26 protein-coding genes are annotated in these 26,510 nt (G+C 68.4%); 17 read left to right on the top strand and 9 right to left on the bottom strand.

Annotated features, from left to right (window positions below; translation table 11 throughout):
* Window positions 1-57: 57 nt before the first annotated feature.
* From ACFVW6_RS11545 to ACFVW6_RS11495, 11 genes are all read left to right on the top strand, one after another.
* Window positions 58-1,716 (top strand): flavin-containing monooxygenase, encoded by a 1,659-nt coding sequence (locus ACFVW6_RS11545; RefSeq protein ID WP_378831515.1) that lies wholly within the window; start codon window positions 58-60, stop codon window positions 1,714-1,716.
* Window positions 1,713-2,087, top strand: coding sequence for a hotdog domain-containing protein (locus ACFVW6_RS11540; protein WP_378831512.1), 375 nt, complete (start codon window positions 1,713-1,715; stop codon window positions 2,085-2,087). The genes ACFVW6_RS11545 and ACFVW6_RS11540 overlap by 4 nt, the downstream gene beginning before the upstream one ends.
* A gap of 5 nt (window positions 2,088-2,092) precedes the next feature.
* Entirely contained in the window at window positions 2,093-3,391 is a 1,299-nt protein-coding gene (locus tag ACFVW6_RS11535; protein WP_378831510.1) for an NAD(P)/FAD-dependent oxidoreductase, read from the top strand.
* A 147-nt stretch (window positions 3,392-3,538) separates the two neighbouring features.
* Complete coding sequence (locus ACFVW6_RS11530; protein ID WP_378831507.1) at window positions 3,539-4,519, top strand: NAD(P)H-dependent flavin oxidoreductase; 981 nt, start codon at window positions 3,539-3,541, stop codon at window positions 4,517-4,519.
* 214 nt (window positions 4,520-4,733) lie between these two features.
* Window positions 4,734-5,429, top strand: coding sequence for a transporter (locus tag ACFVW6_RS11525; RefSeq protein ID WP_378832088.1), 696 nt, complete (start codon window positions 4,734-4,736; stop codon window positions 5,427-5,429).
* Between the two features lie 46 nt (window positions 5,430-5,475).
* Complete coding sequence (locus ACFVW6_RS11520; protein ID WP_378832086.1) at window positions 5,476-6,834, top strand: flavin monoamine oxidase family protein; 1,359 nt, start codon at window positions 5,476-5,478, stop codon at window positions 6,832-6,834.
* A 136-nt stretch (window positions 6,835-6,970) separates the two neighbouring features.
* Window positions 6,971-7,789, top strand: a complete 819-nt coding sequence (locus ACFVW6_RS11515) for an SDR family oxidoreductase (protein ID WP_378831505.1) — start codon at window positions 6,971-6,973, stop codon at window positions 7,787-7,789.
* A gap of 209 nt (window positions 7,790-7,998) precedes the next feature.
* Window positions 7,999-8,754 carry a tyrosine-protein phosphatase gene (locus ACFVW6_RS11510; protein ID WP_378831502.1) on the top strand — a complete coding sequence of 252 codons (756 nt, stop codon included), beginning with the start codon at window positions 7,999-8,001 and terminating at the stop codon, window positions 8,752-8,754.
* Window positions 8,755-8,864: 110 nt separating this feature from the next.
* Window positions 8,865-9,731 carry an alpha/beta fold hydrolase gene (locus tag ACFVW6_RS11505; RefSeq protein WP_378831500.1) on the top strand — a complete coding sequence of 289 codons (867 nt, stop codon included), beginning with the start codon at window positions 8,865-8,867 and terminating at the stop codon, window positions 9,729-9,731.
* A 97-nt stretch (window positions 9,732-9,828) separates the two neighbouring features.
* Window positions 9,829-11,199 carry an FAD-dependent oxidoreductase gene (locus ACFVW6_RS11500; protein ID WP_378831498.1) on the top strand — a complete coding sequence of 457 codons (1,371 nt, stop codon included), beginning with the start codon at window positions 9,829-9,831 and terminating at the stop codon, window positions 11,197-11,199.
* Window positions 11,200-11,254: 55 nt separating this feature from the next.
* Window positions 11,255-13,324 (top strand): AAA family ATPase, encoded by a 2,070-nt coding sequence (locus ACFVW6_RS11495; protein WP_378831496.1) that lies wholly within the window; start codon window positions 11,255-11,257, stop codon window positions 13,322-13,324.
* Here the strand turns inward: ACFVW6_RS11495 and ACFVW6_RS11490 are convergent.
* Together ACFVW6_RS11490 and ACFVW6_RS11485 are read right to left on the bottom strand one after the other, a co-directional pair.
* Window positions 13,297-13,689 (bottom strand): HNH endonuclease, encoded by a 393-nt coding sequence (locus ACFVW6_RS11490; RefSeq protein ID WP_378831493.1) that lies wholly within the window; start codon window positions 13,687-13,689, stop codon window positions 13,297-13,299. The genes ACFVW6_RS11495 and ACFVW6_RS11490 overlap by 28 nt on opposite strands.
* Before the next feature lie 48 nt (window positions 13,690-13,737).
* The gene (locus ACFVW6_RS11485) at window positions 13,738-15,111 is read right to left on the bottom strand and encodes a cutinase family protein (RefSeq protein ID WP_378831492.1); all 1,374 of its coding nucleotides are present in this window, start codon (window positions 15,109-15,111) and stop codon (window positions 13,738-13,740) included.
* A gap of 307 nt (window positions 15,112-15,418) precedes the next feature.
* Here ACFVW6_RS11485 and ACFVW6_RS11480 point away from each other — a divergent pair, with 307 nt between their 5' ends.
* Window positions 15,419-16,879: a serine/threonine-protein kinase gene (locus ACFVW6_RS11480; RefSeq protein ID WP_378831491.1), complete on the top strand. Its 1,461-nt coding sequence runs from the start codon at window positions 15,419-15,421 to the stop codon at window positions 16,877-16,879.
* A 22-nt stretch (window positions 16,880-16,901) separates the two neighbouring features.
* Here the strand turns inward: ACFVW6_RS11480 and ACFVW6_RS11475 are convergent, their stop codons facing one another.
* A complete protein-coding gene (locus ACFVW6_RS11475; RefSeq protein ID WP_378831488.1) occupies window positions 16,902-17,270 on the bottom strand; it encodes a VOC family protein in 369 nt (122 codons plus the stop codon).
* 10 nt (window positions 17,271-17,280) lie between these two features.
* A complete protein-coding gene (locus ACFVW6_RS11470) occupies window positions 17,281-18,330 on the bottom strand; it encodes a helix-turn-helix transcriptional regulator (RefSeq protein WP_378831486.1) in 1,050 nt (349 codons plus the stop codon).
* 93 nt (window positions 18,331-18,423) lie between these two features.
* On the opposite strand from ACFVW6_RS11470, the gene ACFVW6_RS11465 reads away from it, so the two are divergent.
* Together ACFVW6_RS11465 and ACFVW6_RS11460 are read left to right on the top strand one after the other, a co-directional pair.
* Window positions 18,424-19,668: an FAD-dependent oxidoreductase gene (locus ACFVW6_RS11465; protein WP_378831484.1), complete on the top strand. Its 1,245-nt coding sequence runs from the start codon at window positions 18,424-18,426 to the stop codon at window positions 19,666-19,668.
* 133 nt (window positions 19,669-19,801) lie between these two features.
* Entirely contained in the window at window positions 19,802-20,749 is a 948-nt protein-coding gene (locus tag ACFVW6_RS11460; protein ID WP_378831481.1) for an ABC transporter substrate-binding protein, read from the top strand.
* Between the two features lie 11 nt (window positions 20,750-20,760).
* On the opposite strand, the gene ACFVW6_RS11455 is transcribed toward ACFVW6_RS11460, so the two are convergent.
* On the bottom strand, window positions 20,761-21,435 hold the full coding sequence (locus ACFVW6_RS11455; RefSeq protein WP_378831479.1) for a TetR/AcrR family transcriptional regulator: 675 nt from the start codon (window positions 21,433-21,435) through the stop codon (window positions 20,761-20,763).
* 81 nt (window positions 21,436-21,516) lie between these two features.
* On the opposite strand from ACFVW6_RS11455, the gene ACFVW6_RS11450 reads away from it, so the two are divergent.
* Together ACFVW6_RS11450 and ACFVW6_RS11445 are read left to right on the top strand one after the other, a co-directional pair.
* A complete protein-coding gene (locus ACFVW6_RS11450) occupies window positions 21,517-22,056 on the top strand; it encodes an ester cyclase (RefSeq protein WP_378831476.1) in 540 nt (179 codons plus the stop codon).
* Window positions 22,057-22,313: 257 nt separating this feature from the next.
* Window positions 22,314-22,625 carry a hypothetical protein gene (locus ACFVW6_RS11445; protein WP_378831474.1) on the top strand — a complete coding sequence of 104 codons (312 nt, stop codon included), beginning with the start codon at window positions 22,314-22,316 and terminating at the stop codon, window positions 22,623-22,625.
* Between the two features lie 5 nt (window positions 22,626-22,630).
* Here ACFVW6_RS11445 and ACFVW6_RS11440 read toward each other — a convergent pair whose 3' ends face one another.
* From ACFVW6_RS11440 to ilvD, 4 genes are all read right to left on the bottom strand, one after another.
* The gene (locus tag ACFVW6_RS11440; RefSeq protein WP_378831472.1) at window positions 22,631-23,101 is read right to left on the bottom strand and encodes an NUDIX hydrolase; all 471 of its coding nucleotides are present in this window, start codon (window positions 23,099-23,101) and stop codon (window positions 22,631-22,633) included.
* Window positions 23,102-23,105: 4 nt separating this feature from the next.
* Entirely contained in the window at window positions 23,106-23,327 is a 222-nt protein-coding gene (locus tag ACFVW6_RS11435; protein WP_378831469.1) for a hypothetical protein, read from the bottom strand.
* A 17-nt stretch (window positions 23,328-23,344) separates the two neighbouring features.
* The gene (locus ACFVW6_RS11430) at window positions 23,345-23,476 is read right to left on the bottom strand and encodes a hypothetical protein (RefSeq protein WP_378831467.1); all 132 of its coding nucleotides are present in this window, start codon (window positions 23,474-23,476) and stop codon (window positions 23,345-23,347) included.
* A gap of 174 nt (window positions 23,477-23,650) precedes the next feature.
* Entirely contained in the window at window positions 23,651-25,333 is a 1,683-nt protein-coding gene (gene ilvD / locus ACFVW6_RS11425) for a dihydroxy-acid dehydratase (RefSeq protein WP_378831465.1), read from the bottom strand.
* Between the two features lie 217 nt (window positions 25,334-25,550).
* On the opposite strand from ilvD, the gene ACFVW6_RS11420 reads away from it, so the two are divergent.
* Complete coding sequence (locus ACFVW6_RS11420) at window positions 25,551-26,492, top strand: methionyl-tRNA formyltransferase (protein ID WP_378831463.1); 942 nt, start codon at window positions 25,551-25,553, stop codon at window positions 26,490-26,492.
* The last annotated feature ends 18 nt before the right edge of the window (window positions 26,493-26,510 follow it).

The raw sequence follows: 26,510 nt of genomic DNA, 5'->3' as shown, positions 1-26,510 counted from the left end.
TTCGATTAGGTCAATTGATCCAGTCGTTCGACCATACTAAGGAAAGCGGCTTCTGCCATGAACTCCACTCCCCACTCAGAGATCGTCGACGTCATCGGTGTCGGTGCCGGCTTCACCGGCGTCTACCTCGCACATCGGCTGACGACCGCAGGCTGGACCTTCGCGGGTTTCGAGGCCGGACCCGGCGTCGGCGGCACCTGGTTCTGGAACACCTATCCCGGCGCCCGCTGTGATGTCGAGAGCATCTACTACTCGTACTCCTTCGACGAGGCACTCCAGCAGGAGTGGACGTGGAGCCAGCGGTTCGCCCCGCAGGCCGAGATCCTCGGCTACATCGAGCACGTCGCCGATCGGTTCGACCTGCGCAAGCACTTCACCTTCAACACCCGCGTGGTCGGTTCGACCTGGAACGCGGACGACAACCTGTGGGAGGTGCGGCTCGACAGCGGGGAGATCCGGCGCGCCCGCTATCTGATCTCGGGCGCGGGCGGCCTGTCCACCCCGAAGGACTTCGACGTGCCGGGGCTGTCGAACTTCGCCGGCCTGCGGGTCTCGACGAGCCGGTGGAACATCTCCCTCGACGATCTCGCGGGCAAGCGCGTCGCGGTGATCGGCACGGGATCCTCTGGTGTGCAGGCGATTCCGCTGATCGCCGAGGTCGCCGAGCATCTGACGGTGTTCCAGCGCACCCCGAACTACGTGATGCCCGCCCGCAACGCCGAACTCTCCCCGGAGCAGGTCGCCGCCGTCAAGGACGACTACGTGGCCATCCGCGAGGAGTGCAGGCACTCGCCCGGAGGCATCCCCGATCGCCCCGTCACCGACCGGGCCTTCGACGTCTCGGACGAGGAACGCAAGCGGCGCTACGAGGAGGCCTACGAGCGCAGCGGCTTCCAGGGTGTCGGCGGCGAGTTCGTCGACCTGCTCTTCGATGCGGCGGCGAACCGGACCGCGTCGGAGTTCATCCACGACAAGATCCGCGAGATCGTCGAGGATCCGGCCACGGCGGAACTGCTGGTGCCCAAGTACCACCCGCTCGGTGCCAAGCGCAGCGTGTTCGGCACCGACTACTACGAGACCTACAACCGGCCGAACGTGTCGCTGGTGTCGCTGCGTGACGAGCCGATCGAGACCATGACCGAGAACGCGATCGTCACTCCGAACGGCACCTACGAGGTGGACGCGATCGTGCTCGCGATCGGTTTCGACGCCTTCACCGGGCCGCTGTACGGCCTGAATCTCACCGGGGCGTCCGGTGCGAAGCTGCAGGAGGCCTGGAGCGACGGCATCCGCTCCTACCTCGGGTTCATGGCCGCCGACTTCCCCAACTTCTTCATGGTCGGTGGACCGCTGAGCCCCGCGCTGGCCAGCAATGTGGTGGTGACGATCGAGCAGGCCGTCGACTGGATCGCCGACCTCATCGAACACGCCCGCGACACCGGTGCCACGGTGATCGAGGCCACCCCCGAAGCGCAGCGGGAGTGGGTCGATGTCACCGAGTGGACTGTCGCCCAGACGCTGTACGCCACAACGGACTCCTGGTACCGGGGCTCCAACATCGCGGGAAAGCCCAACACTTTCATGGGTTACCTCGGTGGTGTCGGCAAGTACCGCCGCATGTGCACCGAGATCGCCAAGCGGGGCTACCCCGGCGTCGCGCTCGACGGCGAAGCGCAGTCGCGCACCCTCGGCCCGATTCACGAGGAGATCGCATGAGCACGGCGGTCCACCGGCGCTATGTCGCCTTCTCCGACGCCCACTACGCCGGGAACCTCGTCGACGGTGCCTTCGCCTTGAAGCTCTTCGGCGACGTCGGCACCCATCTGGCGATCGAACTGGACGGCCACGAAAGCCTGTTCGCCGGGTACTCGTCGGTGGAGTTCCTCGCCCCGGTCCGTGGCGGCGATGTCGTCGAGGCCGAGGCCACCTTGGTGAAGAAGGGAAACCGAAGCCGCACAGTCGCTTTCGAGCTGCGGGTGATCTGTCGCGGCTCCGACGACACCGGCCGCGCGGAGGTGCTCGACCCGCCCCTGCTCGCGGTGCGCGCGGTCGGCACCGCGGTCATCCCCGCCGACGGAACGGAGTAGGCGCCATGGAATTGATCCAGGACACCGGGTGGGCCGGACAGCCCACGACGGTCGAGCCGTCCCTGACCGCGGATATCGACTGCGATGTCGTGGTGATCGGCGGCGGTGGCGGCGGCATGTCGGCTGCCGTGCGCCTCGCCGAGAAGGGCGTCGACGTGGTGCTGCTCGAGGCGCGCACGCTGGGCTGGGGCGCCACCTCGCGCAACGCCGGATACATCACGAACTCGGTGGCCGCCGATCCCGAGATGCTGGGATTTCTGCTGAAGCGCGAGCGGTTGCGCGAGCTGTACCGCTACGCGGAGAACGCGGTGCACTTCGCCGAGGACGCGATCGAACGGCACGCGATCGACTGCGATTACCGGCAGGAGGGCATCGTGATGGCCGCGGTGTCGAAAGGGCAGTTGCGGCACGTGCGCCGCAATGCGAAGGTGCTGGCCGAGGCCGGGTCGTCGGGGGAATTCGTGGAGGGCCCCGAGGCGGGTCTGCCGGAGGGTTTCCTCGGTGGTGTCCGTGAGGGTGTCGGCGGCACCGTCAACCCGGGCAAGTTCGCGCTCGGCCTGCGCGCGGCGACGATCGCCGCGGGCGTGCGTGTCTACGAGCACACTCCCGCGCGCGATATCGCCGACGTCGGCGACGGGGTCGTCGTCGATACTCCGCACGGCAAGGTCAGGGCCCGCAAGGCGCTGCTGACCACGAACGCCGCGAGCAACAGCCTGTCCATCGCGCCCAAGCACCTCGCCACCCCGGTGTGGACCTCGCTGATCGAAACCGAACCCATCGCGCCCGAGCGGCTCGACGAGATCGGCTGGACCAGCCGGGCTCCCATGGTCACGCTGCACATGATCCTCGAGAGCTACCGCGTCACCCCGCGCGGAACCATCGCGTTCGGCACGCGCCGGGTCCAGGCGGGCCGCAACCCGCTGCCGGATCGCACCCCCTCGCCGACCGTCGCCGACGATCTCGTCCGCGGATTCCACGACCGCTTTCCCGGACTGCGTGACATCAAGCCGGTGAAGGCCTGGGGCGGCTGGATCGGCATGAGCTCCACGTGGCTTCCCGTCGGGGGCGCGGCCTCCGACAACGTGCTCTACTCGGCGGCTTGCAACGGTCACGGCTTCGCCCAGGCGCAGTACGTGGGCCACCTGCTGGCCGACCACGTCACCGGCGCGCCGCGGCACGCGGACCTGGAGGCGATCTGGCACGGCAGCAAGCGGTTCTGGCCCAGCTTCGTCAGCAACCCCGCGCTGTATCTGGGCTGGCTCGCCGACCGCGCGACCGATCGGATGGCCGCGCTCGGGAGGTAAGCGCCGCCTGGTTCGCGCCGGTCGTCGGCGGAAGGGCGTCCGCCCTCGACGGCCGGCGCTGCCGAACGCCTCTCCCAGCAGGTCTGTGGCCGACCCCATCGACTTGGTCGTATGACTTGGACGTTACGACATCTACTCAGGACTCACATGTTCACCAACACCTTCACCATGACTTTCGGCATCGAGCACCCCATCGTCTGCGGTGGGATGACCGCTGTCGGCACGGCGGATCTGATCGGGGCCGTGGCAAACGCCGGGGCCCTCGGGTTCCTCACCGCCCTCACCCAGCCCACTCCCGAGGCGCTGGTCAAGGAGATCGGCCGGTGCCGCGATCTCACCGACAAGCCGTTCGGGGTGAACCTCACGATCCTGCCCACCATCAAGCCCGTGCCCTACGACGAATACCGCGACGCTATCGTCGAGAGCGGCATCACGATCGTCGAAACCGCGGGCGGCAACCCGCAACCGCATCTGCCCACCTTCAAGGCCGCCGGCGTGAAGGTCATCCACAAGGCGGTCACCGTCCGGCACGCGCTCAAGGCCGAGCAGCTCGGTGTCGACGCGGTGAGCATCGACGGATTCGAATGCGCTGGGCACCCCGGTGAGGACGACGTCCCCGGCCTCGTGCTGATCCCCGCCGCCGCCAGGGCGCTGTCGATCCCGATCATCGCCAGCGGCGGAATCGCCACCGGCGCAGGTCTTGTCGCCGCTCTCGCGCTCGGCGCGTCCGCGGTCAACATGGGCACCCGGTTCATGGCCACCACTGAGGCGCCCATCCATCACAACGTCAAGCAGCAGATCGTGGACAACTCCGAACGCGACACCGTCATCGTGTTCCGCGAGTTCCGCAATTCCGCCCGGGTCGCCCGCAACACGGTCTCGGAGGAGATCGCCGCGGTGTCCCGCGAGCCCGGTGCGACCTTCGACGACATCGCGCATCTGGCCAGTGGCGCCCGCGCCCGTGAACAGGTCTACGGCAACGGCGATGTCGAAGGCGGCATGTGGTGGGCCAGTCAGGCCCAGGGGTTGATCCACGACATCGGCAGCTGCGCCGACGTGGTCGACGCGATCCTCGCCGACGCGCGGAAGATCATCACCCGGACCCTGCCTGGACAGCTCGAGGGCTGATAGTGGGTCAAATGGCTTGATCATATGACCCACTCTCGGTAGTGTTATGACTGGCATCACATTCGGACCCGCGCCGGGGTGGTAGCACCCGCTCGGCGGCCAGATGCCTCCGGATTGCCGAAGCGAGATGGCTCCCCTCCGCCTTCGCTCGGCAGCGCTGACAAACGACCCAATTGCCGCTGGTCGGCGGGCGTCACCATCAAGGAGAAAGATCATGTCCATCAAGGAACTGCTTTTCGCGGCCGCGGACATCTGGATGATCGCCGTCGGTTTCACCTACGGCATCAAGTTCATCCGGAACTATCGGAATTATCTGCTCGGCATCGAGTGGATCATCGTCGCGACATCGGGCACGAATTTCCTGCTGTACGGTCTGCTCAAAGCCGGCCACGACAGCCCGATGTATACCGCCGCGGCCTTTTTGGACGCCTTCTCTCGTTCGGTCGGCATCACGCTGATTCTGGTTCTGGGCCTGATGCAGGTCACCCACCGGTACAAGCCGTCGGTGGCGGTGGATATCGGGGCGTTCGCGCTGGCGGGTGTGGCCGGTCTGCTGCTGGTCGCCTTCCATGACGAGATCGGCCTGCCGGGCAAGCTCTACCTGGTCGCGGCCAACGTCGTCACGACGATCTTCCTGATCTATTTCAGCAAGCGCCTGTGGGACATCGGTGAACGCGGGCACGCTGTCTCGGCGGCCGTCGCCACGGCGTGCGGATTCGTCATCGCGGCGACCTACGACTTCGTGCGAATTCCGGGCGACGATGCCGAACACACGATCTTCTACATTTTCGCGCTGTCCACCTGGGGCCTGCAGATGTTCGCGTATTACCGCGCGTACCGGGCATTCGACGCCCACAACAAGCGCGCCGACGCTCCCGTGATGACCGATGGCGCCCCGGTCGTCGCGTAAGCCACCGGACCCTCTTTTCGAACGATCAATACAGTCAGGAGCCGAGATGGCAACGCACGATGTGCAGGAAGAAACCACCGAGGTCGTCGTCATCGGTGCCGGAATGGCGGGGTTGATGGCAGCGACCACCCTCGCGCCTCAGGCGCAGGTGGTGGTGCTCGAGTCGACCGATCGCACGGGCGGCCGCGTCGACACCGTTCGGCAGGGCGACTACTGGATCAACCTGGGCACCCAGTTCACCGAGGGCACCGGCACGCTGATAGAGGCCCTCGACCGGCACGGCATCGAGATGGGTTCGCTCGCGGGGAAAAGTGTCGCGTTGCACCTGAACGGGTCGACCGTCGACACGTCGAATCCTTTCGCCCTCATGTTCCGCACCCGGATGACCATGCGGGACCGGCTCGGCCTGGCCATGGTGGGCACCCGCATCCTCACGGCCGCACCGTTTCTCGAATCGCAGAGCCGATTCGCGCAGCGGGTCCGCGCCCGGCTCGACTCCGAGCTCGCGTCGTATCTACTGAACGGCGTCCGTTCGGAGCTGGCCGCCACCATCGTCCGATCGTGGTCGGCGCAGTGGATGGGATGTGATCCGGACGAGACAGCCGCCGCCCAGTTCGTCTACTCGGTCGGCATCGCGCTGACCGATCCGGCGAAGGTCCCGAACTTCTCGCTGCCCGTGGGCGGCAACCAGACACTGACCGATGTGCTGGCCGAGGATCTCGGCGCCCGTGTCCGCCTGAACTCGGTGGTGCGATCGGTGCGCCGCGACGGTGACGGCGTGGTCGTCGACTATCTCGACGGCGACCGCCCCCAGCGGTTGCGCGCCGAGCGGGTTGTCGTCACCACACCCGCCGATGTCACCGAGCGGATCGTTCCCGACCTTCCGCAGCGGTATCGGAACGCGTTCAACGACATCACCTACGGCCGCTATGTGGTGGTCGGCTTCTTCACTGACGAAGACGGGCCGCAGTCGTGGGACGAGTACTTCGCGATCTCCTCGCCGCAGCTGTCGTTCCAGGCGATGTTCAATCACGCTGCGGCACTGCGCACCGGCAGCGATCGCAAGCCGGGCGGCGCCCTCGCCTGTTTCGCGGGCGGTGGCAAGGCCGATGCCCTGCTGGACCTGCCCGACGAGGAGATCGTGTCGCGCTTCCGGAACGACCTGCTCACCCTGCTGCCCGAGCTGGACGGGAAACTGGGGGAGGGCATCCTGCGGCGGCACCGCCGGGTCGTCCCGTTCTGGGCGCCCGGTCGGCGCAAGACGCTCCCGATTTTGCGTGACCCGCTCGGCCCCATCTATCTCGCCGGCGACTATCAGCTCGACGTGCCGTCGCTCGCCGACGCGGCCGCCTCCGGTGAACGTTCGGCGCAGGCGGTGCTGGCCAGTCTGGGCCGCTCGCGATAGGCGGGGGAGCGGCGCTCGCCGCGGTGGTCGGTGATTGACAGCGCGACCTCGTTGACGCAAGCTAAGCAAGCGCTTACTTATTCGGGTGGCGCTGGCTCCGGTGTCGACCGGGCGGATCCGCGGAGGAATAGCGCCGATGAATATTGCTGGGAAGGTGGCTGTCGTCACCGGTGGTGGTGCGGGCATCGGGGCCGCGACGGCGGCCGCGCTGGCCGCGGCCGGTGCGCGGGTCGTGGTGTCGGATCTGCACGAGGCGACGGCGCTGGCGACCTCGGAACGGATCAATCTCGCGCACCCGGGCGCGACCGTGGGTGCCGGCGCCGACGCGACCGATCGTGCCGCGATCGAGGGCCTGGTCGCGCTGGCGGAGAGCCGCTTCGGGCCGGTGGATCTGTATTTCGCGAACGCGGGCATTCTCGAAGCGTCCGGCCTCGGTGACGACGCCGAGTGGGACAGGGCGCTGGAGGTCAACCTGCGCGCGCATGTCCGGGCCGCGCAGGTGCTGGTCCCGGGCTGGCTCGAGCGCGGTGCGGGCTATTTCATCAGCACCGCGTCGGCGGCCGGCCTGCTCACCCAGATCGGCTCGGCGACCTACTCGGTGAGCAAGCACGCCGCGGTCGGATTCGCCGAATGGCTCAGTGTGACCTACGGCGACAGCGGAATTCGCGTGAGCTGCCTGTGCCCGATGGGCGTCAACACCACGCTCCTGCACGGCCGGGAAGCGGAGCCGCAGGTCGCCGCCGCGACCCGGGCGGTGACCACGGCGGGAGCGGTGCTCGAACCCGAGCAGGTGGCCACCGCGGTCCTGGCCGCGATCGCCGCCGAACAATTCCTCGTCCTGCCCCATCCGGACGTGCTGGAGATGTACCGCCACAAGGGTTCCGACTACGACCGCTGGCTGCGCGGAATGCGCCGTTTCCAATCCTCCCTGCTCGCCGCCGAGGGGCAGCGATGAAGCGTGACACGGAATCTCGATTCGGGAGCCGGGATCATCGACGGGCCGACTCGCATTCGAAATCGCGATGAGTTCATTGCTTTTCGCCATCGAACAGCCATCAGAAGCCGTTCTACCTGCGGAAACAGTGCGGTGGGTGGTCCAGCGGCGCAGTCGGGATCGAGTAGCTTTCGATCGCGAGTGTGCCGGCGGTGTGACGGGGAGTTGCGATGAGAACTGGTGAGAACACGGTGTTCGAGCGGGAATTGCCGCTGCGGTGCGCGGTCAACGCCCGCGATCTGGGTGGTCTGCGGACCGAGGACGGCCGCCGGGTGCGGCCCCGCCTGGTGCTGCGCTCGGATCTGGTGGCCGAGCTGGGGCCCGACGACCGGGCGTTCCTGGTGGACGACTGTGCCCTGCGCACCGTGATCGATCTGCGCGGCGCCGACGAGATCGGGACGGACGGGCGCGGCGCGCTGGCCGACGTCGTCGCGGGGTACCACAACGCCCACGTCTACGGCGCGAGCCGCACTCGCCTGGACCTCACCGAAGTCGCCCCCGGGGACACCATGTTCGGCCGGTACCGCGAATACCTCGAGCACAGTGCGCACAGCATCGTCGCCGCGCTCGACCTGCTGACGACGCCCGCCCACCTGCCCGCGCTGATCCATTGCGCCGCGGGCAAAGACCGGACCGGTGTGGTGGTGGCCATCCTGCTGGCCCTGCTCGACGTCCGCGCCGACGACATCGTCGCCGACTACGCCGCCACGGCACCGAATGTCCCCGCCCTGCGCGCCCGCCGCGACTCCACCGCGCCGCTGCCCGACTGGATCTTCGCCGCCGACGCCGACACCATGCGCCGATTCCTGTCCCACCTCACCACCGAACACGGCGGCGCCCACGCCTGGGCCGCGAGAGCCGGTCTCGACGAATCGGCCCAGCGTCAGCTCGCGACGATCCTCCTCGAGGACGCGCAAAGCCACTGACCCGGAAATATCTGTGGCTGGGCGGCCGGTGTTGCTGCGGGCGCTGGGGTAGGTTTCGGGCCGGAGATGGGTCGGGTACTCCCGATCCGTTGAGTGGAAGGACTGGTGCGATGGCGCGGGCGCTGGACGAGTGGCTGGCAGGCGGAACGAGGTCGACGGTGCTGGGGCACACCGTCTTCCACCGCCAGGACGGTCCCGCGGACGGGCCGCCGGTGACCCTGATGCACGGCTTTCCGACCTCGTCCTACGACTGGGCGGGGATCGTGCCGCGTCTGGTCGAGGCGGGGTATCGCGTGACGACCTTCGACTTCCTCGGTCTGGGCGCCAGTGCCAAACCCCGCGGATACGACTATCGCCTCACCGAACAGGCAGATATCACCGAGGAGCTGTGGCGCCGGCTCGGGATCGACCGGACCGCCCTGGTCGCCCACGACTACGGGGTGAGCGTCGCCCAGGAACTACTGGCCCGAGATGCCGACCGGATCGTCGCCATGACCTGGCTCAACGGCGGTCTCTACCCCGACCTGCACCGTCCCGTGCTGATGCAGCGACTGCTGCACGGCCGCCTGGGCCCGCTACTGGGCAGACTCGGCAGCGAACGCAGCTTCCGCGCGGTCATGGGCCAGATCATGGGCCGTGCGGTCGGTGACGAGGAACTGTCGGCGATGTGGGCCACGATCACCCTCGACGACGGCAAGCTGGTTCAGCATCGTCTGCTGCGCTACATCGACGAACGCCGGATCCACGCGCGGCGCTGGCAGGACGCCCTCGAAACCTATCCCGGCCCCAGCCAGTTCATCTGGGGCCCCGCCGACCCGATCAGCGGCGCCCACGTCCTGGCTCGGCTGCGCGACCGCCTGCCGGGCGCGGCATTCACCGTTCTCGACACGCCACCGGCCGTGGGCCACTACCCGCAGGTGGAAGCCCCCGACGAGGTCGGTGCGGCACTGGTCTCCTTCCTGACCGGCGCACAGTAGAACCGTCAGGGCGGGCACATGAGCAGTGAAGTGGACTGGTAACCGAGCAATCGTGTGCCGCAGGCTCGCGCCATCGCCGAAACTCAGGAGGTGCGCGATGGTTCGCAGAGGTGAACATGCGGTGGTGCTCGGCGCGAGCATGGCGGGGTTGCTCGCGGCACGAGTGCTGGCCGATTCCTACGACCGCGTGACGGTGGTGGAACGGGATCGGCTCGGCGCGGGAGACGAGCCGCGCCGGGGAGTACCGCAGGGCAAGCATGTACACGCCTTGCTGCCGAGTGGATCCGCGGCGCTGGAGGTGTTGTTTCCCGGTGTGCTCGCCGACCTGGTCTCGGGAGGCACCAAGGTGGTCGAGGACTATACGGAGTTCTATTTCTCGGTCGGGGGCAACCGGCTCTCGTCCGAGGTACAGCCGCGCGTCCTGACCTACCTGCCGACCAGGCCGCGTCTGGAAGGGGCTGTGCGGGAACGTGTTCGGGCGCTGCCGACGGTGAGGTTCGCCGATGGCAACGACGTGGTCGGTCTGGTCTCGGACGAAACCCGCGGGCGGGTGCTCGGTGTCCGGATCATGGCTCGGGCGGCGGGGAGCGCGGAGGAGGTCCTGGCCGCCGATCTCGTCGTGGACGCGATGGGCCGTGGTACGCGGACCCCGACGTGGCTGCGCGGACTCGGCTACGAGATGCCTGCCGAGGAATCGGTGTCGGTCCACATGGGCTACTCCAGCCTGTCCGTGCGATTGCGGCCCGGCACCGAGCCGGAGAAGCTGGTGCTGATCGGTCCGGCGCCGGACCGGCCGAGAGGGATGGCGTTGTTCGCGACCGAGGACGACACCTGGCTGTTCACCGCGACGGGTTACCGGGGCCACCACCCGAGCACGAGTTTCGCGGAAATGGTCGACGGCGTCGCGGGATTCGCCCCGCCGCGGGTGGTCGACGCGCTGCGTCACGCGGAGCCCCTGTCGGAGGTGGTGACCTACCGCTACGACGCCAACCGTCGGCGCCGCTACGACCGGGTGCGTCGATTCCCGCGGGGGCTGATCGTGCTCGGGGACGCGCTGTGTGGCTTCAATCCCATCTACGCCCAGGGGATGTCGGTCGCCGCGCTGCAGGCCGTCGCGCTGCGCGATTGTCTGCGTGACAGCGGTGACGATCTGGAACGACGCTTCTTCCGCGCCGCCGCCCGGCCGGTGGGTGTCGCGTGGCGGCTGGCCATCGGCGCGGACCTGACGCAGCCGCTCGTCGAAGGTCCGCGGCCACTTTCGATCCGGCTGGTCAACCGCTACGTCCGCCACCTGCTCGACGTGGGTCGACACGATCCGGTGGTGGCCACGCAGTTCCTGCTGGTCTCGGCGTTGCTCGACCATCCGGCGCGGCTGCTGCGACCCGAGATCATCGCGCGGGTACTGCGCGGGACGGCTCGACCGGAGCGGGTCGAGGGCGTGTCGGCACAGCGAGTTCCGGTCCGCTGAGCACCGGTGTCGGCAAAGACGAACAGAGCGGATACGGAGCTGATACACATGGCCGGTGAGTAGCGCCTCAGCACAGTCGAGAACCGTCGCCGACCGGCTCCGGCTGGCCCGCCGGCGCCGGTTCGTCGGCCGCGTCGGCGAGATCGAGTTGTTCCTGGCGGCGCTCGATGCGGACGAGCCGCCGTTCTCGGTGCTGTTCGTCCACGGGCCGGGCGGGGTCGGTAAGACAACCCTGCTCGCCGAACTGCTGGAGGCGGCCGCGCACGCCGGACGCGGCACGGTGCGGGTCGACGGCCGCTCCATCGAGCCGTCGCCCGCGGCGTTCGACGCGGCCGTGTCCGAGCTCGCGGAGCGCGGGGACCAGCCTCTGTCGGTGTTGGTCATCGACGGCTTCGAACGCCTTGCGCCGTTGGAGGATTGGCTCCGTGAGACCTTCCTGCCCGGCTTGGCGACCGATGTCCTGGTCGTGATCGCCGGTCGGCATCCGCCCGCCCGGGAGTGGTCGAACGACCCCGGCTGGCGCGAACTGCTGCGGGTGGTCTCGCTGCGCAACCTGGCACCCGATGACGCCCGTACCTACCTTCGCGTCGCGCAGGTCCCCGAGGACAAGCACGACCGGATGCTGGCGCTGACCCATGGCCATCCGCTGGCACTGTCGCTCCTCGTCGATCTGCTGGCCCAGACCGCGGGCGAGCTGCCCGCCACGCTGGTCGACGCGCCGGACGCGGTGCGAGCGCTGCTCGCGCGGTTCGTCGAATCCGTGCCGAGCAGACGTCATCGGGCGGCGCTCGAGGTGTGCGCCCACGTCCGCTTCACCACCGAGGCGCTGCTGCGGGCCGCGCTCGACGAACCCGACTGCGCGGAGGAATTCGGATGGTTGTGCGAGCTCGCGATCATCGAGCGCGGACCGCTCGGGCTCGCTCCGCACGACATCGCTCGCGACGTCCTCGACGCGGATCTGCGCTGGCGCGATCCGGAGTCCTATCTCGAGGTGCATCGCCGGGCGCGCGGGCACCTCCTCGAGGTGCTCGACACTACCGCCGAACACGGTCGATGGCCCGTCGCGGACCTGGTGTTCCTACATCGGCACAACCCGACGATCTCCGGGTATTGGGATTGGTCGAGCTTCGGCCGGGCCTTCCCCGACCGATACCGCCCGGCGCATCGAGAATCGATCCTGGCGATGACGAAACGGCACCAGGGGCCCGAACAGGCCGAGCTGGTCGACTTCTGGCTCGCCCGCCAGCCCGAGCACTTCGTCGTCGTCCAGGGCTCGGGCGCCGCGCCGATCGGCTTCTTCTGCCGGCTTGCCCTGCACGAGGCGACCGAGGCGGACCTGGCCGCCGACCCGGGCACCCGCGCGATGTGGGACTACGCGACCCGCTACGGCCGACCCCGACCGGGGGAGCCGGTGTTCGCGGGCCGGTTCCTCGTCGACGGGGAAATGAACCAGCTCCCGTCACCGACGATCAATGTGGTCACCGCCCGATCGACCAAGAACTGGCTGTCGCAACCGGATCTGACCTGGGAATTCATCGGTGCCTTCGCGGATTCCGACGCATGGGAGCCGTTCATGCGCCACATCGATTTCCATCGTGCGAGCGAGGCCGGATACGAGGTCGGTGGACAGCGCTACGCGGTCTACGCCCACGACTGGCGGCGCGGGGGCATCGCCGAATGGCTCGACTCGACCAATGACCGGGTCGTCGGCACGGAGATCGCGCGACCCGCGCCACCGGTACCCGAACTCGTGCTGTCCCAGCCCGAGTTCGCCGACGCGGTCCGGTCGGCGCTGCGCGAGCTCGGTCGCGGCGGGCGACTCGAGCGAAACCCGTTGCTGCGCTCCAAGGTCGTGCGGGGACGGCCGGGCTCGGCCACCGGTGGCACGCTCCGGGAACTGCTCACCACGATCGTCGAGTCGCTGCGCGAGGAGACCCGGGGCGAGAAGCTCTACCGGGCGCTCGACCGCACCTATCTGCGACCGGCACCCACGCAGGAACGCGCCGCCGAGGTGCTCGGGTTGCCGTTCTCCACCTACCGCCGTCACCTCACCCGGGCGGTGCAGCGGGTGATCGAGAAGATGTGGGAGATCGAGCTCTACGGGACCGAGTCACCCGAGCGCTGATCCTCCGGCGGATTCTCCGCGAACCGGGTGGTGAGGTCGGCCGCGATCTCGTAGTGGCGCAGGAGGAACGAGCGTTCGTCGAGCTTCTTGCGCCGTAGCCAGCCGGTCACCTCGGCATTGCACTTGCTGGAATTGCACGACCCGCAGGCGGGGACGACATTGCCGAGGGTGTAGCGGCCGCCGCGCGAGATGGCCTGCACGCAGTCCTTCTGCAGCGCGCTGGCGGGGGAGCCGCAGTACGCGCAGCCGCCCCACGACGTCTGGAGCGCGTCCCACTGCGCGTCGGTGAGGTCGTGGGTGACGCGCGCCATCCGCTTCTTGCGCTTGCGCGCGGCACGAACCTGTCTGCTACCGCCAGTCGGCACCAGGTGAGCGTACGCGGCGCGGGCGCCGACCGGTCGGAGACCGCGCGGCTAGGAACCGACCTGGGAGCTCAGGTAGCTCAGGAGGATCTGGGCGTCGTCGCCGTAGTCGACGTGGGCTTCGGAGGCGTAGAAGTTGGCCATGTCCACGCCTTGGCGGCCCAGCTGGACGAGTTCGTCGACGGTGGCGGGGTCGGTGATGCTGAACAGGGTGCGGGTGGTCGAGCGGAGGTCGGCGCGGATGCCCGCGGCGACGGGGCCGAGCACGGCGCCGGTGAGGTCGGCGCCGGTGGCGGCCACCGTCGCCAGGTCGACCGCGGCCGCGATGGGGTCGTTGCGGTCGAGGGATTCGACCGCACGCCACAGGATCTCCTGGATCTGACCGACGCTGTCGGCGATGCTCAGGAAATCGATGTGCAGGAGGGCGTCGGCGATGACGCTGACCCCCGCGGTCCGACCGGACGGGTCGACGGCGGCGGCCGCGCGGATGACCTGGGCGACCAACGTGCGGTCCACCCCCGCGGCGGCCTGGACCAGCGGGGCCAGGGCGACATTCAGGGCCTGCGCGGTGTCGTGCGCGCCGCGGATGTCACCGGCCGCGAGCAGTTCCGGGAGGCGGGTGAGGTCGTCGAGAATGGTCGGCAGGTTCGCCGCGGTGGCGGTCCAGCCCGCGCCCATGGTGACGGCCTGAGCGATCAGGCTGCGGGGATCGGCCGTGGCGGGGAGGTAATTCGCGATGGGCGTGGGATCACCGCTGAGGACCCGGCCGACGACGGCGAGGAACGGGGAGGTGGCGACATCGAGGGAGCAGTACAGGTCGCCGTCGGCGCACAGGGTGCGGACCCGATCGGTCAGCGCACCGAAATCCCGGTCCCGGCTTCCGGCGATGCCGTAGCCGGGCTGCGGATTGCCCAGGGAGAGCGTGGTATCCGGATCGCGATGCGGATCGGCCAGGAGCCCGACACCGACCACGCGATCGGCATCGATGGGACCGTCGCCGTTGCCGATCTCGGTCGCGAGATCGCCGATGCCATCCGCGCCCTGGCTGTAGCCGGCCAGGACGACCCGCGTCGACCCGCACAGGCCACGCAGCATCTGGCGCAAACGCGATTCCAGGGTGCCCAGCGACTCCGCGTAGGTGAGGCCCTGGTCGAAAGCGCTTGCCGCGTACGGGGCGTAGAGCACGGTGATGTCGTCGCCGAACTGCCGTCGCAGGCCGTCGCCGACGGGCCGGAGCATGCCGACGGGCACGTCGGGATCGGCGCCCGGGGTGGTCTCCCAGGTCCCCGGCCCGAAGATCGCGGTGTACGGGGTGCAGGTCTGCGCGCCGGGCGCGTCCGCCCGCGCGACGCCGACCGACGCGGTCCCGGCGGCGACGACGGCGGCAACCAACGTCGTCGCGGCGGATCTCGACAGCCTGTTCATCGTCCAATTCCTCTGTTGCCGAAGGGGAGTCGCGACAGCGCGGCTATGCTGAATCCCACCGAACCGTCGTGACCAATTCTCGCCACTCGACCCCGGTTCCATCGGCACTTTCAGACACATTTTCATTTCAGATTCGGCGCCGAGGCGGCGGGATTCGTGGGTGTCTCGCTCGCTGCGGACGGGCCCGGGACCGTAGAATTTCCGGCAGGTGTGGTCGTAAAGGCGCGATCATCCTGGCCTGAGGGGCTGATGACAGTTGGCGGGCAGGATATTCACACTCGGGGCAACGGACTGGACGGTCGTTCGGATGATCGGCCAGGGCGGGTTCGGTGCCGTCTACGAAGTCGACAACGGGGCGCGTCGCGCGGCGCTCAAGGTGGTACCGAAGCGGCCCGGAGCCGACCGGGAGTCCCTTGCTACGGAACTGGCGGACGTCCGCAACGTCATCCGGATCGAGGAGGTCGGTGAGGACGACGCACCCGCGCGCTATCTGCTGCTGATGCCGTTGGCGCAGACCAGCCTGCGCACGGTGTTGGCCGACCGGGGCGCATTGCCCGAAGACGAAGTGATCAAGATCCTGCGCGACGTCGTGACCGCGCTCGACGATCTGGGCCGCGCCGTCGTACACCGGGATATCAAGCCGGACAATGTGCTGCTGCTCGGTGAAACGTGGCACCTGAGCGACTTCGGTATCGCACGGTACGCGGAGGCGGCGACCGCGACCATCACGCACAAGAGCACCGCGACACTGCATTACGCGCCACCGGAGTGGTGGCGGAACGAGCACCTGCACAGCCACAGCGACGTCTACTCCACCGGCGTGATGGCGTACGAGCTGCTGACCGGGGCTTGCCCCTTCACCGGGCGGAGCCGGGAGGAACTTCGTGACCAGCACCTGACGACACCGCCCGCACCCTTGACGACGGTGTCGGACCCGAAACTCGCGACTCTGGTGTTGTCCATGCTGGACAAGCGGCCTGCCGCGCGACCCACGCCACGGAAGATCCTCGAGCGGCTGGCGACAGTGACCATCGAACCGTCGACGGCACTGCGCAAGCTCCACGCCGCCGACCTCGCCCACGTCACTCGGTCCGCCGAGGAAACCGCCACGCGCAATGCGGCCGAACAGGTGACAGCGGTGCGCGCCGAGCGCGAGAGCGTGGCGGTGGAGCAGCTCTCGGCGATCTTCTCGACGATCGCCGAGACCGTGGAGGCCAATACCAGTGGCACGGTCAGAAAGCGCGGCAAGGACGCCCTGCATCTGCTGTTGACGATGAGAAATCCGTCCGCCGCGCTGGAGATGCGCTTCTATCAGGGTGCGGATTCGGTGTCCTGGCGGCCGGGGCTGCCGTTCGAGGTGGTCGCGACCGCTGTGATCGCGGTGAACTCATACGATCCCCGCAGGACCTGGCAGGGGCGGAGTCACAGCCTGTGGTATTGCGACGCCAAACGCCCGGGCGAATTCGCCTGGTACGAAACGGCATTCGCGGACGATTGGCAGGGTCGACCGCACAATCCGCCGCAGTACAATCCCTATGCCTGCACCGTCGACGACACCGCGATTCGGGCGCTCCGCTCCGGCGCGGACATTCCGGTGGTCGCATGGCCGTTCACCGAGGTCGATCTCCACGATCTGGACGAGTTCAAGTTTCGCTGGATCGAATGGTTCGCCGATGCGGCGGTCGGCGAGTTGGTCGAGCCGGACAGCATTCCCGAGCGCCCGGTTGCGGGCAGCTGGCGAGACGGTGAGGGGGACGCCGCCTTCTGATCGGCGGGTTCCGTTCGAACGGTCAGGTGGTCGGTGACACGACGCAGAACTCGTTGCCCTGTGGGTCGTGCAGGACGGTCCATCCGAAGCCGGGGAGTGCGTGTTCGCCGAGGACGGTGGCGCCGAGCGCCGTCAACCGGTCGATTTCGCTCTGCCGGGTGGTCGTCTGGAAGTCGATGTGCATCCGGTTCTTGGTGGATTTCGGTTCCGGGACCAGTTGGAACGCGAGGTAGCGGCCCTCCCCGAAACCCACTCCGGGCGGGGCGATCATGATGAAATCCCCGGCGTCCGCCAGGACTGTGTAGCCGAGGGCCGCGGTCCAGAACTCGGCGAGCTCGGCGGGATTGTTGCTGTCGATGGTTACGCCACCGAAGGCGATGGTGTCGGACACGGTGCCGACACTAGACCAGGGTGCCGACATCTTCGGCCGGGCCGCCGGGACCTCCGTGGGGAGACGGATCCGGTGAGGCCGACGGTGCCCATCGGCGTGCGAGCCGGTGGAACATGTGGACGAGCTCCGGCGGGCGTAGCTCGGTGAGTTCGGTGTCGAAGGTGGCGAGGATGCCCGCGACGCCGGCCCAGGACCAGGCGCCGAGGGTGAGCCGGCAGTGCTCGGCATCGAGGTGTTCCACCACGGAACCGCCTGGGGCCCAGCGGGCCACGACCGCGGCGGGCAGGTCGAGCCGGGTGCTGCCGGTGCAGGGCCAGGCGGCGGGGGTGTCGCCGCGGTCGTGGGTGCTCATCACGAAGTGGGCGAGGTCGTCGCCGGGGAGAGCGCGGGCCGCAAAGGGCTGGGTGGTGGGGCGCGCGTGGAGTCGATCGACGCGGCGCACGCGCCACTCGTGGTCGGTGCGGTCGTAAGCGACCACGTACCAGCGGGCGGCCCAGACGACCAGGTGGTGCGGCTCGATCCGGCGGGCAGGCTGGAAGTCTGGATCTCCGGGTGCGGGGCGGGTGCCGTCGGGTCGCAGGGTCTCGGTGACCAGGAGGTGGCGGTGGCGGACGGCGGCGCCGACGGTGGTGAGCGCGGCCGGGTCGATGGGCGGTGCGGGGAACTCCCAGTAGTTCCGCAGCCGGGTCAGGCGCAGGGATTCCATCGATGCCCGCAGCGCAGGGGGCATGACCTGGTGGAGGGTGGTCAGTGCCCGCGCCGCGTCGTCGCCGAAGCCGAGCATCGTGCTGGGTGCTGTCTGCAGCGCCACCGCGACCGCGAGGGCCTGGTCGTGGTCGAACAGCAGTGGCGGCAGGGTGTGCGCGGCGCCGAGCCGGTAGCCGCCGTCGGGACCGTGGACGGTGGTGATCGGGTAGTCCAGCCCGCGCAGCGTCTCGATATCGCGGCGGACGGTGCGTTCACTGACGCCGAGCCGGGCGGCCAGCGCGCGCAGCGGCCACTGGCGTCCCGATCCGAGTAGGGACAGCAGTCGCAGGGCCCGGTGTGAGGTGTTCGCCATCGATCCACCATGCCACCGGTGGTGGCCACTCGGTGTCCACCACCGATGCCATGGTGGCCGTGTTCGGTGAGGCGCGGCGAAAGGTGTTCGGAGATGCGGGTAGTCGTGGTGGGTGGCGGAATCGGCGGGCTGGCACTGGGTGCGGGTCTGCGTCGCCGGGGATTCGAGGCCGTGGTGTTCGACCGCGACACCGAGGTGGCGGCGACGGGCGGTTACCACATCACGCTGGACGAGCGGGCGCTGTCGGCGCTGCGGACCCTGGTGGAACCGGCGATCATGCGGCGGTTGCTGGCCTCGGGTTCGGCGCTGCGACTGCGTGAGCGAGATGCGTTGTGGGACAGGAGAGGAAGGCTGCTCGGCTATGGACCGGAGCTGAGCGGTAGCGACAGTGTCGACGTCGACCGGATCACCCTGCGGATGCTCTTGGCCGAGGCCGTCGGTGACGGTCTGCGCTTGGGCCACAACGTCTCCGGCGTCGGATATGACGACTCCGGCGCGCCCGTGGTGTCGTTCGCCGATCGGGAGCCGATGTCGGCGGATCTGGTGGTGGGTGCGGACGGCACCCACTCGGTCGTGGCCCGCTGTCTCGCGGGCGGCCCGACCAACCGCCCGGCGGGCATCATGGGGTACTCCGGCCGCACCTCGCTGCGTGATCTCGGCCCCGCCGAGCAGCGGCGACTGCGGCCACGATCGGGGATGGCGATCGGCCCGCGCGGGGCGGCGCTCTACATCGGCTTCCTCGACCCGGTCGGCAATGCCGCGCTCGACGCTCCCGAACTCCGGATGGCGATCACCACCGGACCCACCTACATCTGGGGTGCGATGTTCACCGAATCCGCAGGCACCGACGCGCTGCGCCACCTGCGCGGCGAGGAACTCCGGACCGCGTTGCTGAGTCGGTTTCGCCGGCGGGGCTGGGCCGAGCACACGCTGGAGGTGATCGCCAGGGCCGATCCGCACAGCGTGGCCGGGTTCCAGTTCAACGCCGCCTCCACCAGCGCCGAGGATCTCGCCCCCTGGCCCGCGGGCCCGATCACCGCGCTCGGGGACGCCGTGCACGCCACCCCACCCACCGCCGGGATGGGCGCGGGCGCGGCCATTCGCGACGCCGCTGACCTACTCGAGCGGGTGAGCGAGGCCGCCGCCGGTTCCGCGACCCTCACCGACGCCGTGGGGCGATTCGAGGTCGACATGCGTCAGCGCGGCAGCGAGGTGCTGACCTCGGCGATGACGACCGTCCGGTGGATTCTGGCCACCGACACCGGACTCGGCGCCGCGGCCACCGCCGTGAGCACTCCGATTCTGGCCGCGGCTGCCCGCCTGCGCTCGCGAGAGTGAGGTTTGCCTTGCCTTACTTTGTGTGATCTAGTGGCAGCGAACCAGTAGGCACGTGCGGAGGAGGATCGTCATCGCGAACGAGAAACGACACGACCGTGCGCTCAGCCGTCGGCGATTGTTCGCGGTGGCGGGGATGATCGGTGTGAGTGCGGGCCTGGCGGCATGTGGCAGCACCGACGACGCGCAGGGCGGAGCGGGGAGCTGGGAGTTTCCCGATGGTCGCGGCGGCGCCGTTCGCGCCGGGGAGACACCGCGCCGGGTGGTCGCATTCACCGGTTCGGCGGGCGCGCTGGCCGACTACGGGGTGCGCGAGCGCATCGTGGGGATCTTCGGTGAAGCGCACGCGCCGGATCTGCTCGGCGACCTCGATGCGGCCTCGGTGACCGTCGTCGGTGACGCGTGGGGCCAGTTCGACATCGAGAAGTACGCGACCCTGGAGCCGGACCTGCTCGTCACCGATTCCTATGTGCCGGGCCGTCTCTGGTATTTGCCCGACGACAATCTGGGCAAGATCGAGTCCGCGAACCCGAATGTCGTCGCCATGGAGGTCTCCGGTCGGAGCCTGGCCGAGATCCTCGCGCGGTACCGCGTGCTGGCCGGTGCGCTAGGCGCCGATACCGCCGCCCCCGCGGTGGTCGCCGCGGAACAGCGCTTCGCGGCCGCGTCCCAGGCGGTGCGGGACGCGGTGGCGTCGCGTCCCGGGTTGCGGGTGCTCGCCGCCTCGGCGTCGCCGGAGCTCTTCTATGTCTCCGATCCGCGTTCCTCGGCCGATCTGCGCTATTTCGCCGAACTCGGCGTCGACTTCGTCGTCCCCGACCGGGTGGACGCCGGCGGCTACTTCCAGTCGCTGAGCTGGGAGACAGCCGACCGGTATCCGGCGGACCTGATCCTGCTCGACGACCGATCCACCGGACTGCAGCCGACCGCCCTCGCCGACCGGCCGGTGTGGCGGAGCCTCCCCGCGGTGACAGCAGGCCAGGTCGCGCCCTGGTCGCCGATCTTCCGGTTCTCGCACGCCGCGACCGCGCCACTGCTGGAACGGCTGGCGGCCACCATCCGGGACTCGCGAAAAATGCTCTGAACGAATGTCTCTCAGACTTGCTCCGCGCTATCGGCGCGCAGGGGGGCAGAGGCGAGGAGGGATTCGGTGGTCGCGGTGTAGAGCCAGCTCTGGTATTTGTCCCAGCTCCAGCCGCGGCGGTTGACCAGGCGGTCGGCGAGTTCGGGGGCGGTGAGGGCCCAGAGGGTGTCCGCGGCGTCGGCGGGGGAGAGGCCGGGGCGCAGGCCGAATCGGCGGTGCAGGTGGTTCGCGAGGTTGGTGGCGCCGAAATTGCGTTCGTTCTCGGTGGTGTCGGTGAAATCGCGGAGGTCGGGGTCGCCGGTCGCGGACTGGGCCAGGGCCATCGACACCAGGGGGAGTACGCGGTGGGCGATGGTGCGGGCGATGGCGGTGTAGTGCGCGAGGCATTCGGTGGCGGTCTGGGCCGCGAGCATCGCTTGGAACTGGGGTCGATCGATCATCGGGATCGGTTCGTCGTCACCGGCCAGCATCGTGTCGTACACGGCCTTGAACACCGCCGGCTTGGTGCCGACGGTGTTGTAGATCGTCTGCACGCTGACCTGCGCGGCCTGGGAGATCCCGGTGATGGTGGTGCCGAGGTAGCCGTGTTCGAGGAACAGTGCGCGGGCGGACTCCAGGACGCGGGCGCGGGTGAGCGCGGTCTGCTGGGTGCGCAGCGCCGTCGAGTATCGCCGCTTCCCTGTCACAGATCTCCTTGAACCATTTTCGATGGATGAACGTTCTAACCAATAGAGCTAGGTTCATTCTAATCTCGGGAGGCCACGATCATGGCGAACGAACACGGCGCGATCGCAGACCTGGCAGTGCGGTCGATTCAGATCATGGGGGCGGGAGAGCTCGCCGACTTCGAGGAGGTGGTCCATCCGGAGGCGTACAACCGGGAAGGGGTGCAGGAACCGCCCGCCTGTCGCGGCAACGGTCCCGCGGCCTTCTACGCCACCGCCCTGTGGCTGCGACAGGCGTTCGCCGACCTGCGCTGGCAGGTGCATGCCGTGGTGACCGAGGGCGACGTGGTCGCGGTGCACGTGACGATGGCCGGACGGCAGATCGGCCCGTTCGTCGCCTTCGACGTCAATGGTGATGTCGCGCAAGCCTTTCCCGCCACCGGCAAGTCGTTCGCGATCACGCAGACACATTGGATCCGGGTCGTCGACGGCAAGGTTATCGAGCACTGGGCCAACCGGGACGATCTGGGAATGTCCATGCAACTCGGCTGGAATCCGCCGACGCCGCGATATCTGCTGCGAATGCGCCGCGCGACGAAGCTGGCCCGACGGGAACAGTCGGCCACGTCGGCTCGACAGTAGCTGACACGCAACGGTGACCGAATGGATTTCGGGAGTGGTGTCCGGTGTGATTCGAAACCGAGCGAAATATTTGCTCGGCAAAGCTTTTTCTCGCGACTATGTGCCCAGCTGGAAAGGACTTAATACCCTATTTGCCTGAAGTTTGCGGTGGTGGGATCGGTGCCCAGGAAATGCTTCGCAGACCACGATGGAGGGTGTTCTCGGGTGACCATTTCACACTATCCGGTTTGTTTCAATGGCGGTAGCCGAGGCGGGCGGTGACCGCGCGGGTCGACCTGTATGTCATCGCCCGCCTCGATGACGGCGATGCCGCAGTCGATATCTATTGCAGCGAGGTCTCTTTCGGCCACGCGTCCGACGGCGCGGTGTGCGGTCACACCACCGCGAACCTGTCGAGGACGCTGCAATTGGCGCCGGATACGTCACCGGATCTCGACGGACTCGACCGGACGATAGCCGCTGCCGGGTATTGCCGTATCGGTGATTGGCGTGAATGTGTCACAGCCGCAGGTGTCGTGCGTTATTTCGCCGATGCGACGACCGGCCTTCATGCGGTGATGGACGGCTGAAGCTTTCAGCCCAGATACGGCGTCCGGCGCCCTTCCAGGTAGTGACTCAGTCTGAGTCGCTGCGTGTGGTGCATGTCGAGGCTGTCCAGTTCGGTGGGGGAGACGAACCGCAATTCGGTGGACTCGTCGGAGATCGCGAGTTCGCCACCGCTGACACGGGCCAGGAAGCATACGTTGAACTGGCGTCGAACCTCGCCGTCGCTGTAGGCGATGATGTGGCGCGGATCGGTGTAGGTACCGACCAGGCCGGTGATCTCGATGTCGAGGCCGGTTTCTTCCTTGACTTCTCGCACCGCGCAGCCTGGAAGACTGTCGGTCATTTCCATGCCGCCGCCGGGTAGTGCCCATAGGCCGCTGTCGGCGCGCCGCTGAAGCAGGATTCGGCCTTTCTCGTCGCACACGACGGCAGATGCCGCGACGACAAGGCTGTTCGGTTGTGGTGCGGTGGGGTCGTCGTAGAACTCGGTGCGCGCCATCGGCTCAGCCTTTCACCGGTCTGCCGGTGCGCCAGACCGCGTCGAAACTATCGGTGTAGGTGTCGAACAGGCCACCGTCGAGAGTACGGCGCAGGTGCCAGACCGGCGCAGCGTAGGCATTCACGCCCCACACGTGGGCATTGACACACATTTCGTCGTCGGCGCGGAAGATGCTGTTGTAGAGCGTTGTCGCGTGAGTCCGGAGCTCGATACCGGGTGTTGTCACCAGTGCGCGGTAATGCATCAGGGCCAGGCGGCAGCGGGATTCGAACCGTGCCCGAATTTCTCTTCCCTGCCGCGTAGGTGCAGCGCCTCCTTGAGGTCGCCGAGCGGGTCGCCCGCGACAGGGGTGCCGCAGCTGTCGATGTCGCTCACGTCGAGATCGCGCTCGACCGCCGTCGAACCGAGAAGGACGGCTGAATGATGGAGTTGGTTCGGGGTGCTCGGGCGGTACCGGAGCCGGTCGGAACAATGAGTGTCGACGTAGCGATTCTGTTGCTCGTGAGGTCGAGGGACGGCAGCGGGCCCGGTCGGGAGGAGTGCGGGTGGTCAGCCGGTGACGGCGCCGTGGGCGGCGGAGCTGACGAGTTTTCGGTATTTGGCCAGGACGCCGGAGGTGTATTTGGGTGGGAGTGGTTCCCAGCCGATCTTGCGGGCGGCGAGGTCGTCGGGGGCGATCTCGACGTCGAGGATGCGGTTGGCGACGTCGAGGGTGATCGGGTCGCCGTCGCGGACGAAGGCGATCGGGCCGCCGTCGACGGCTTCGGGGGCGACGTGGCCTACGCAGAGGCCGGTGGTGCCGCCGGAGAAGCGGCCGTCGGTGAGGAGCAGGACGTCCTTGCCGAGGCCGGCGCCCTTGATGGCGCCGGTGATGGCGAGCATCTCGCGCATGCCGGGGCCGCCCTTGGGGCCCTCGTAGCGGATGACGACGACGTCGCCCGCCACGATCGTGCCGTTCTCGAGCGCGTCCATCGCGGCGCGTTCCCCGTCGAAAACCCGTGCCGTGCCGCGGAAGACGTCGGAGTCGAAGCCGGCGCTCTTCACGACGGCGCCCTCGGGGGCGAGGGAGCCGTGCAGGATGGTGAGGCCGCCGGACCGGTGGATCGGCCGGTCGAGCGGGCGGATGACGTCACCGTCGAGGCCGAGTTCGATCGAGGCCAGGTTCTCGGCCATGGTCTTGCCGGTGACCGTCATGACGTCGCCGTGCAGCAGGCCCGCGTCCAGCAGCGCCTTCAGCACGACCGGGATGCCGCCGACCTTGTCGACATCGTTCATGACATAGCGGCCGAACGGCTTGAGGTCGCCCAGGTGCGGCACCTTCTCGCCGACGCGGTTGAAGTCGGCGAGGGTGAGCCCGACGCCGGCTTCGCGGGCGATGGCCAGCAGGTGCAGCACGGCGTTGGTCGATCCGCCGAGTGCCATGACGATGGTGATGGCGTTCTCGAACGCCTCCATCGTCATGATGTCGCGGGCGGTGATGCCCCGGCGCAGCAGCTCGACGACGGCCTCGCCGGACTTGCGGGCGTAGTCGTCGCGACGACGGTCGGGGGCGGGCGGGGCGGCTGAGCCGGGCAGGCTCATCCCCAGCGCCTCGGCGACCGAGGCCATGGTGTTGGCCGTGTACATGCCGCCGCACGCGCCTTCGCCCGGGCAGATCGCGCGCTCGATGCGATCGACTTCCTCGCGCGTGATCAGTCCCTTGATGCAGGCGCCGACGGCTTCGAACGCGTCGATGATGGTGACATCGCGGCCGTCGACATTGCCCGGCATGATCGACCCGGCATAGAGGAAGACGCTGGCCAGGTCCAGCCGCGCCGCCGCCATCAGCATGCCAGGCAGGCTCTTGTCGCACCCGGCGAGCAGGACCGAGCCGTCGAGGCGCTCGGCCATCATCACGGTCTCGACCGAGTCGGCGATGATCTCGCGGCTGACCAGGGAGAAGTGCATGCCCTCGTGGCCCATCGAGATGCCGTCGGACACCGAGATGGTGCCGAACTCGAGCGGGTAGCCACCGCCGGCGTGCACGCCCTCCTTGACGGCCTTGGCCAGCCGGTCGAGGGAGAGGTTGCAGGGGGTGATCTCGTTCCAGCTGGAGGCGACGCCGATCTGCGGTTTGGCCCAGTCGTCGTCGCCCATCCCGACGGCGCGGAGCATGCCGCGGGCGGCGGTCTTCTCCAGTCCGTCGGTGACATCGCGGGAGCGGGGCTTGATGTCGATCGGCCGACTGGTCATGCGGATCGCCTTTCCTCGACGGTGCGGCTGCCGCCGATGGCGACGCGATGGTCGCACCGGGGCAGGTCGCCAGTGATCGGGCCACGCCTGGTAACGACAGTGTAGGGCGCGCGCGGCGCGCGATTGGTGAGCCGGCGGTCGACACGGGTCCGGGCCACACGCATAGGTCCACCTATGTAAGGTAAGCCTACACATAGACGAAAGTAGGGGCAGATTTATGCGTATCGTGTCGTTCGGTTTCCAAACTTGGGGTCGCAAGACTCTGCAGGCTCTGATCGACTCGGAGCACGAGGTGGTCCTCGCGGTCACCCACCCCGCCGCGGAGTCCGCCTACAAGGCGATCTGGAACGATTCGGTCGAGGAACTGGCCAACGAGCACGGTATTCCGGTGCACCTCACCGAGCGTGCCGACGCCGAGACCATCGCGCTGGTCAAGAGCGTCGAACCCGATGTGATCGTGGTCAACAGCTGGTACACCTGGATGCCCGCCGAGCTCTACGACATGCCGCCGCACGGCACGCTGAACCTGCACGATTCGCTGCTGCCGAAGTTCACCGGATTCTCGCCGGTGCTGTGGGCGCTGATCAGCGGTGCCGAGGAGTTCGGCCTCACGGTGCACCGCATGGACGAGCAGCTCGACACCGGCGACATCCTGGTCCAGAAGCGCCTGCCGATCCCGGCCGGCGCCACCGGCACCGAGCTCGTCCTGGCCGGCATGGAACTGATCCCGGGCGCGGTGCACGAGGCGCTCGCGGCTCTCGAGAACGGCACCGCGGTGTGGACGCCGCAGAACAAGGCCGAGCGCACCTACTTCCACAAGCGGTCCGATCGGGACAGCCGAGTCGACTGGTCCCTGGACGCGGTCGAGCTGGAGCGTTTCGTGCGGGCGCTGTCCGCGCCGTATCCGCGCGCCTTCTCCTACTACCGCGGTGAGCGCATCGAGATCCTCGACGCGGTGATCTCCGAGGCCCGCTACGGCGGCACCGCGGGCCGGGTCATCGTGCAGGAAGGGGGCGGCGCCGTCGTGTGTGGCGCGCAGCCGCACCGGGGTGGCAACCACGCGCTGGTGATCACCCGCGTCCGCACCGCGGCGGGCACCGAACACGACGGTGCCGAATTCTTCGCTCGCGGTGGCTATCTCACCGACGACCCGGCCTGATTTCCCGGTCCAGCAGTG

The sequence above is a fragment of the Nocardia sp. NPDC058244 genome (assembly GCF_042882065.1).
GTDB lineage: Bacteria > Actinomycetota > Actinomycetes > Mycobacteriales > Mycobacteriaceae > Nocardia.
The sequence above is the reverse complement of the archived record's forward strand: the minus strand, read 5'-3'. Positions and strand labels throughout refer to the sequence as shown.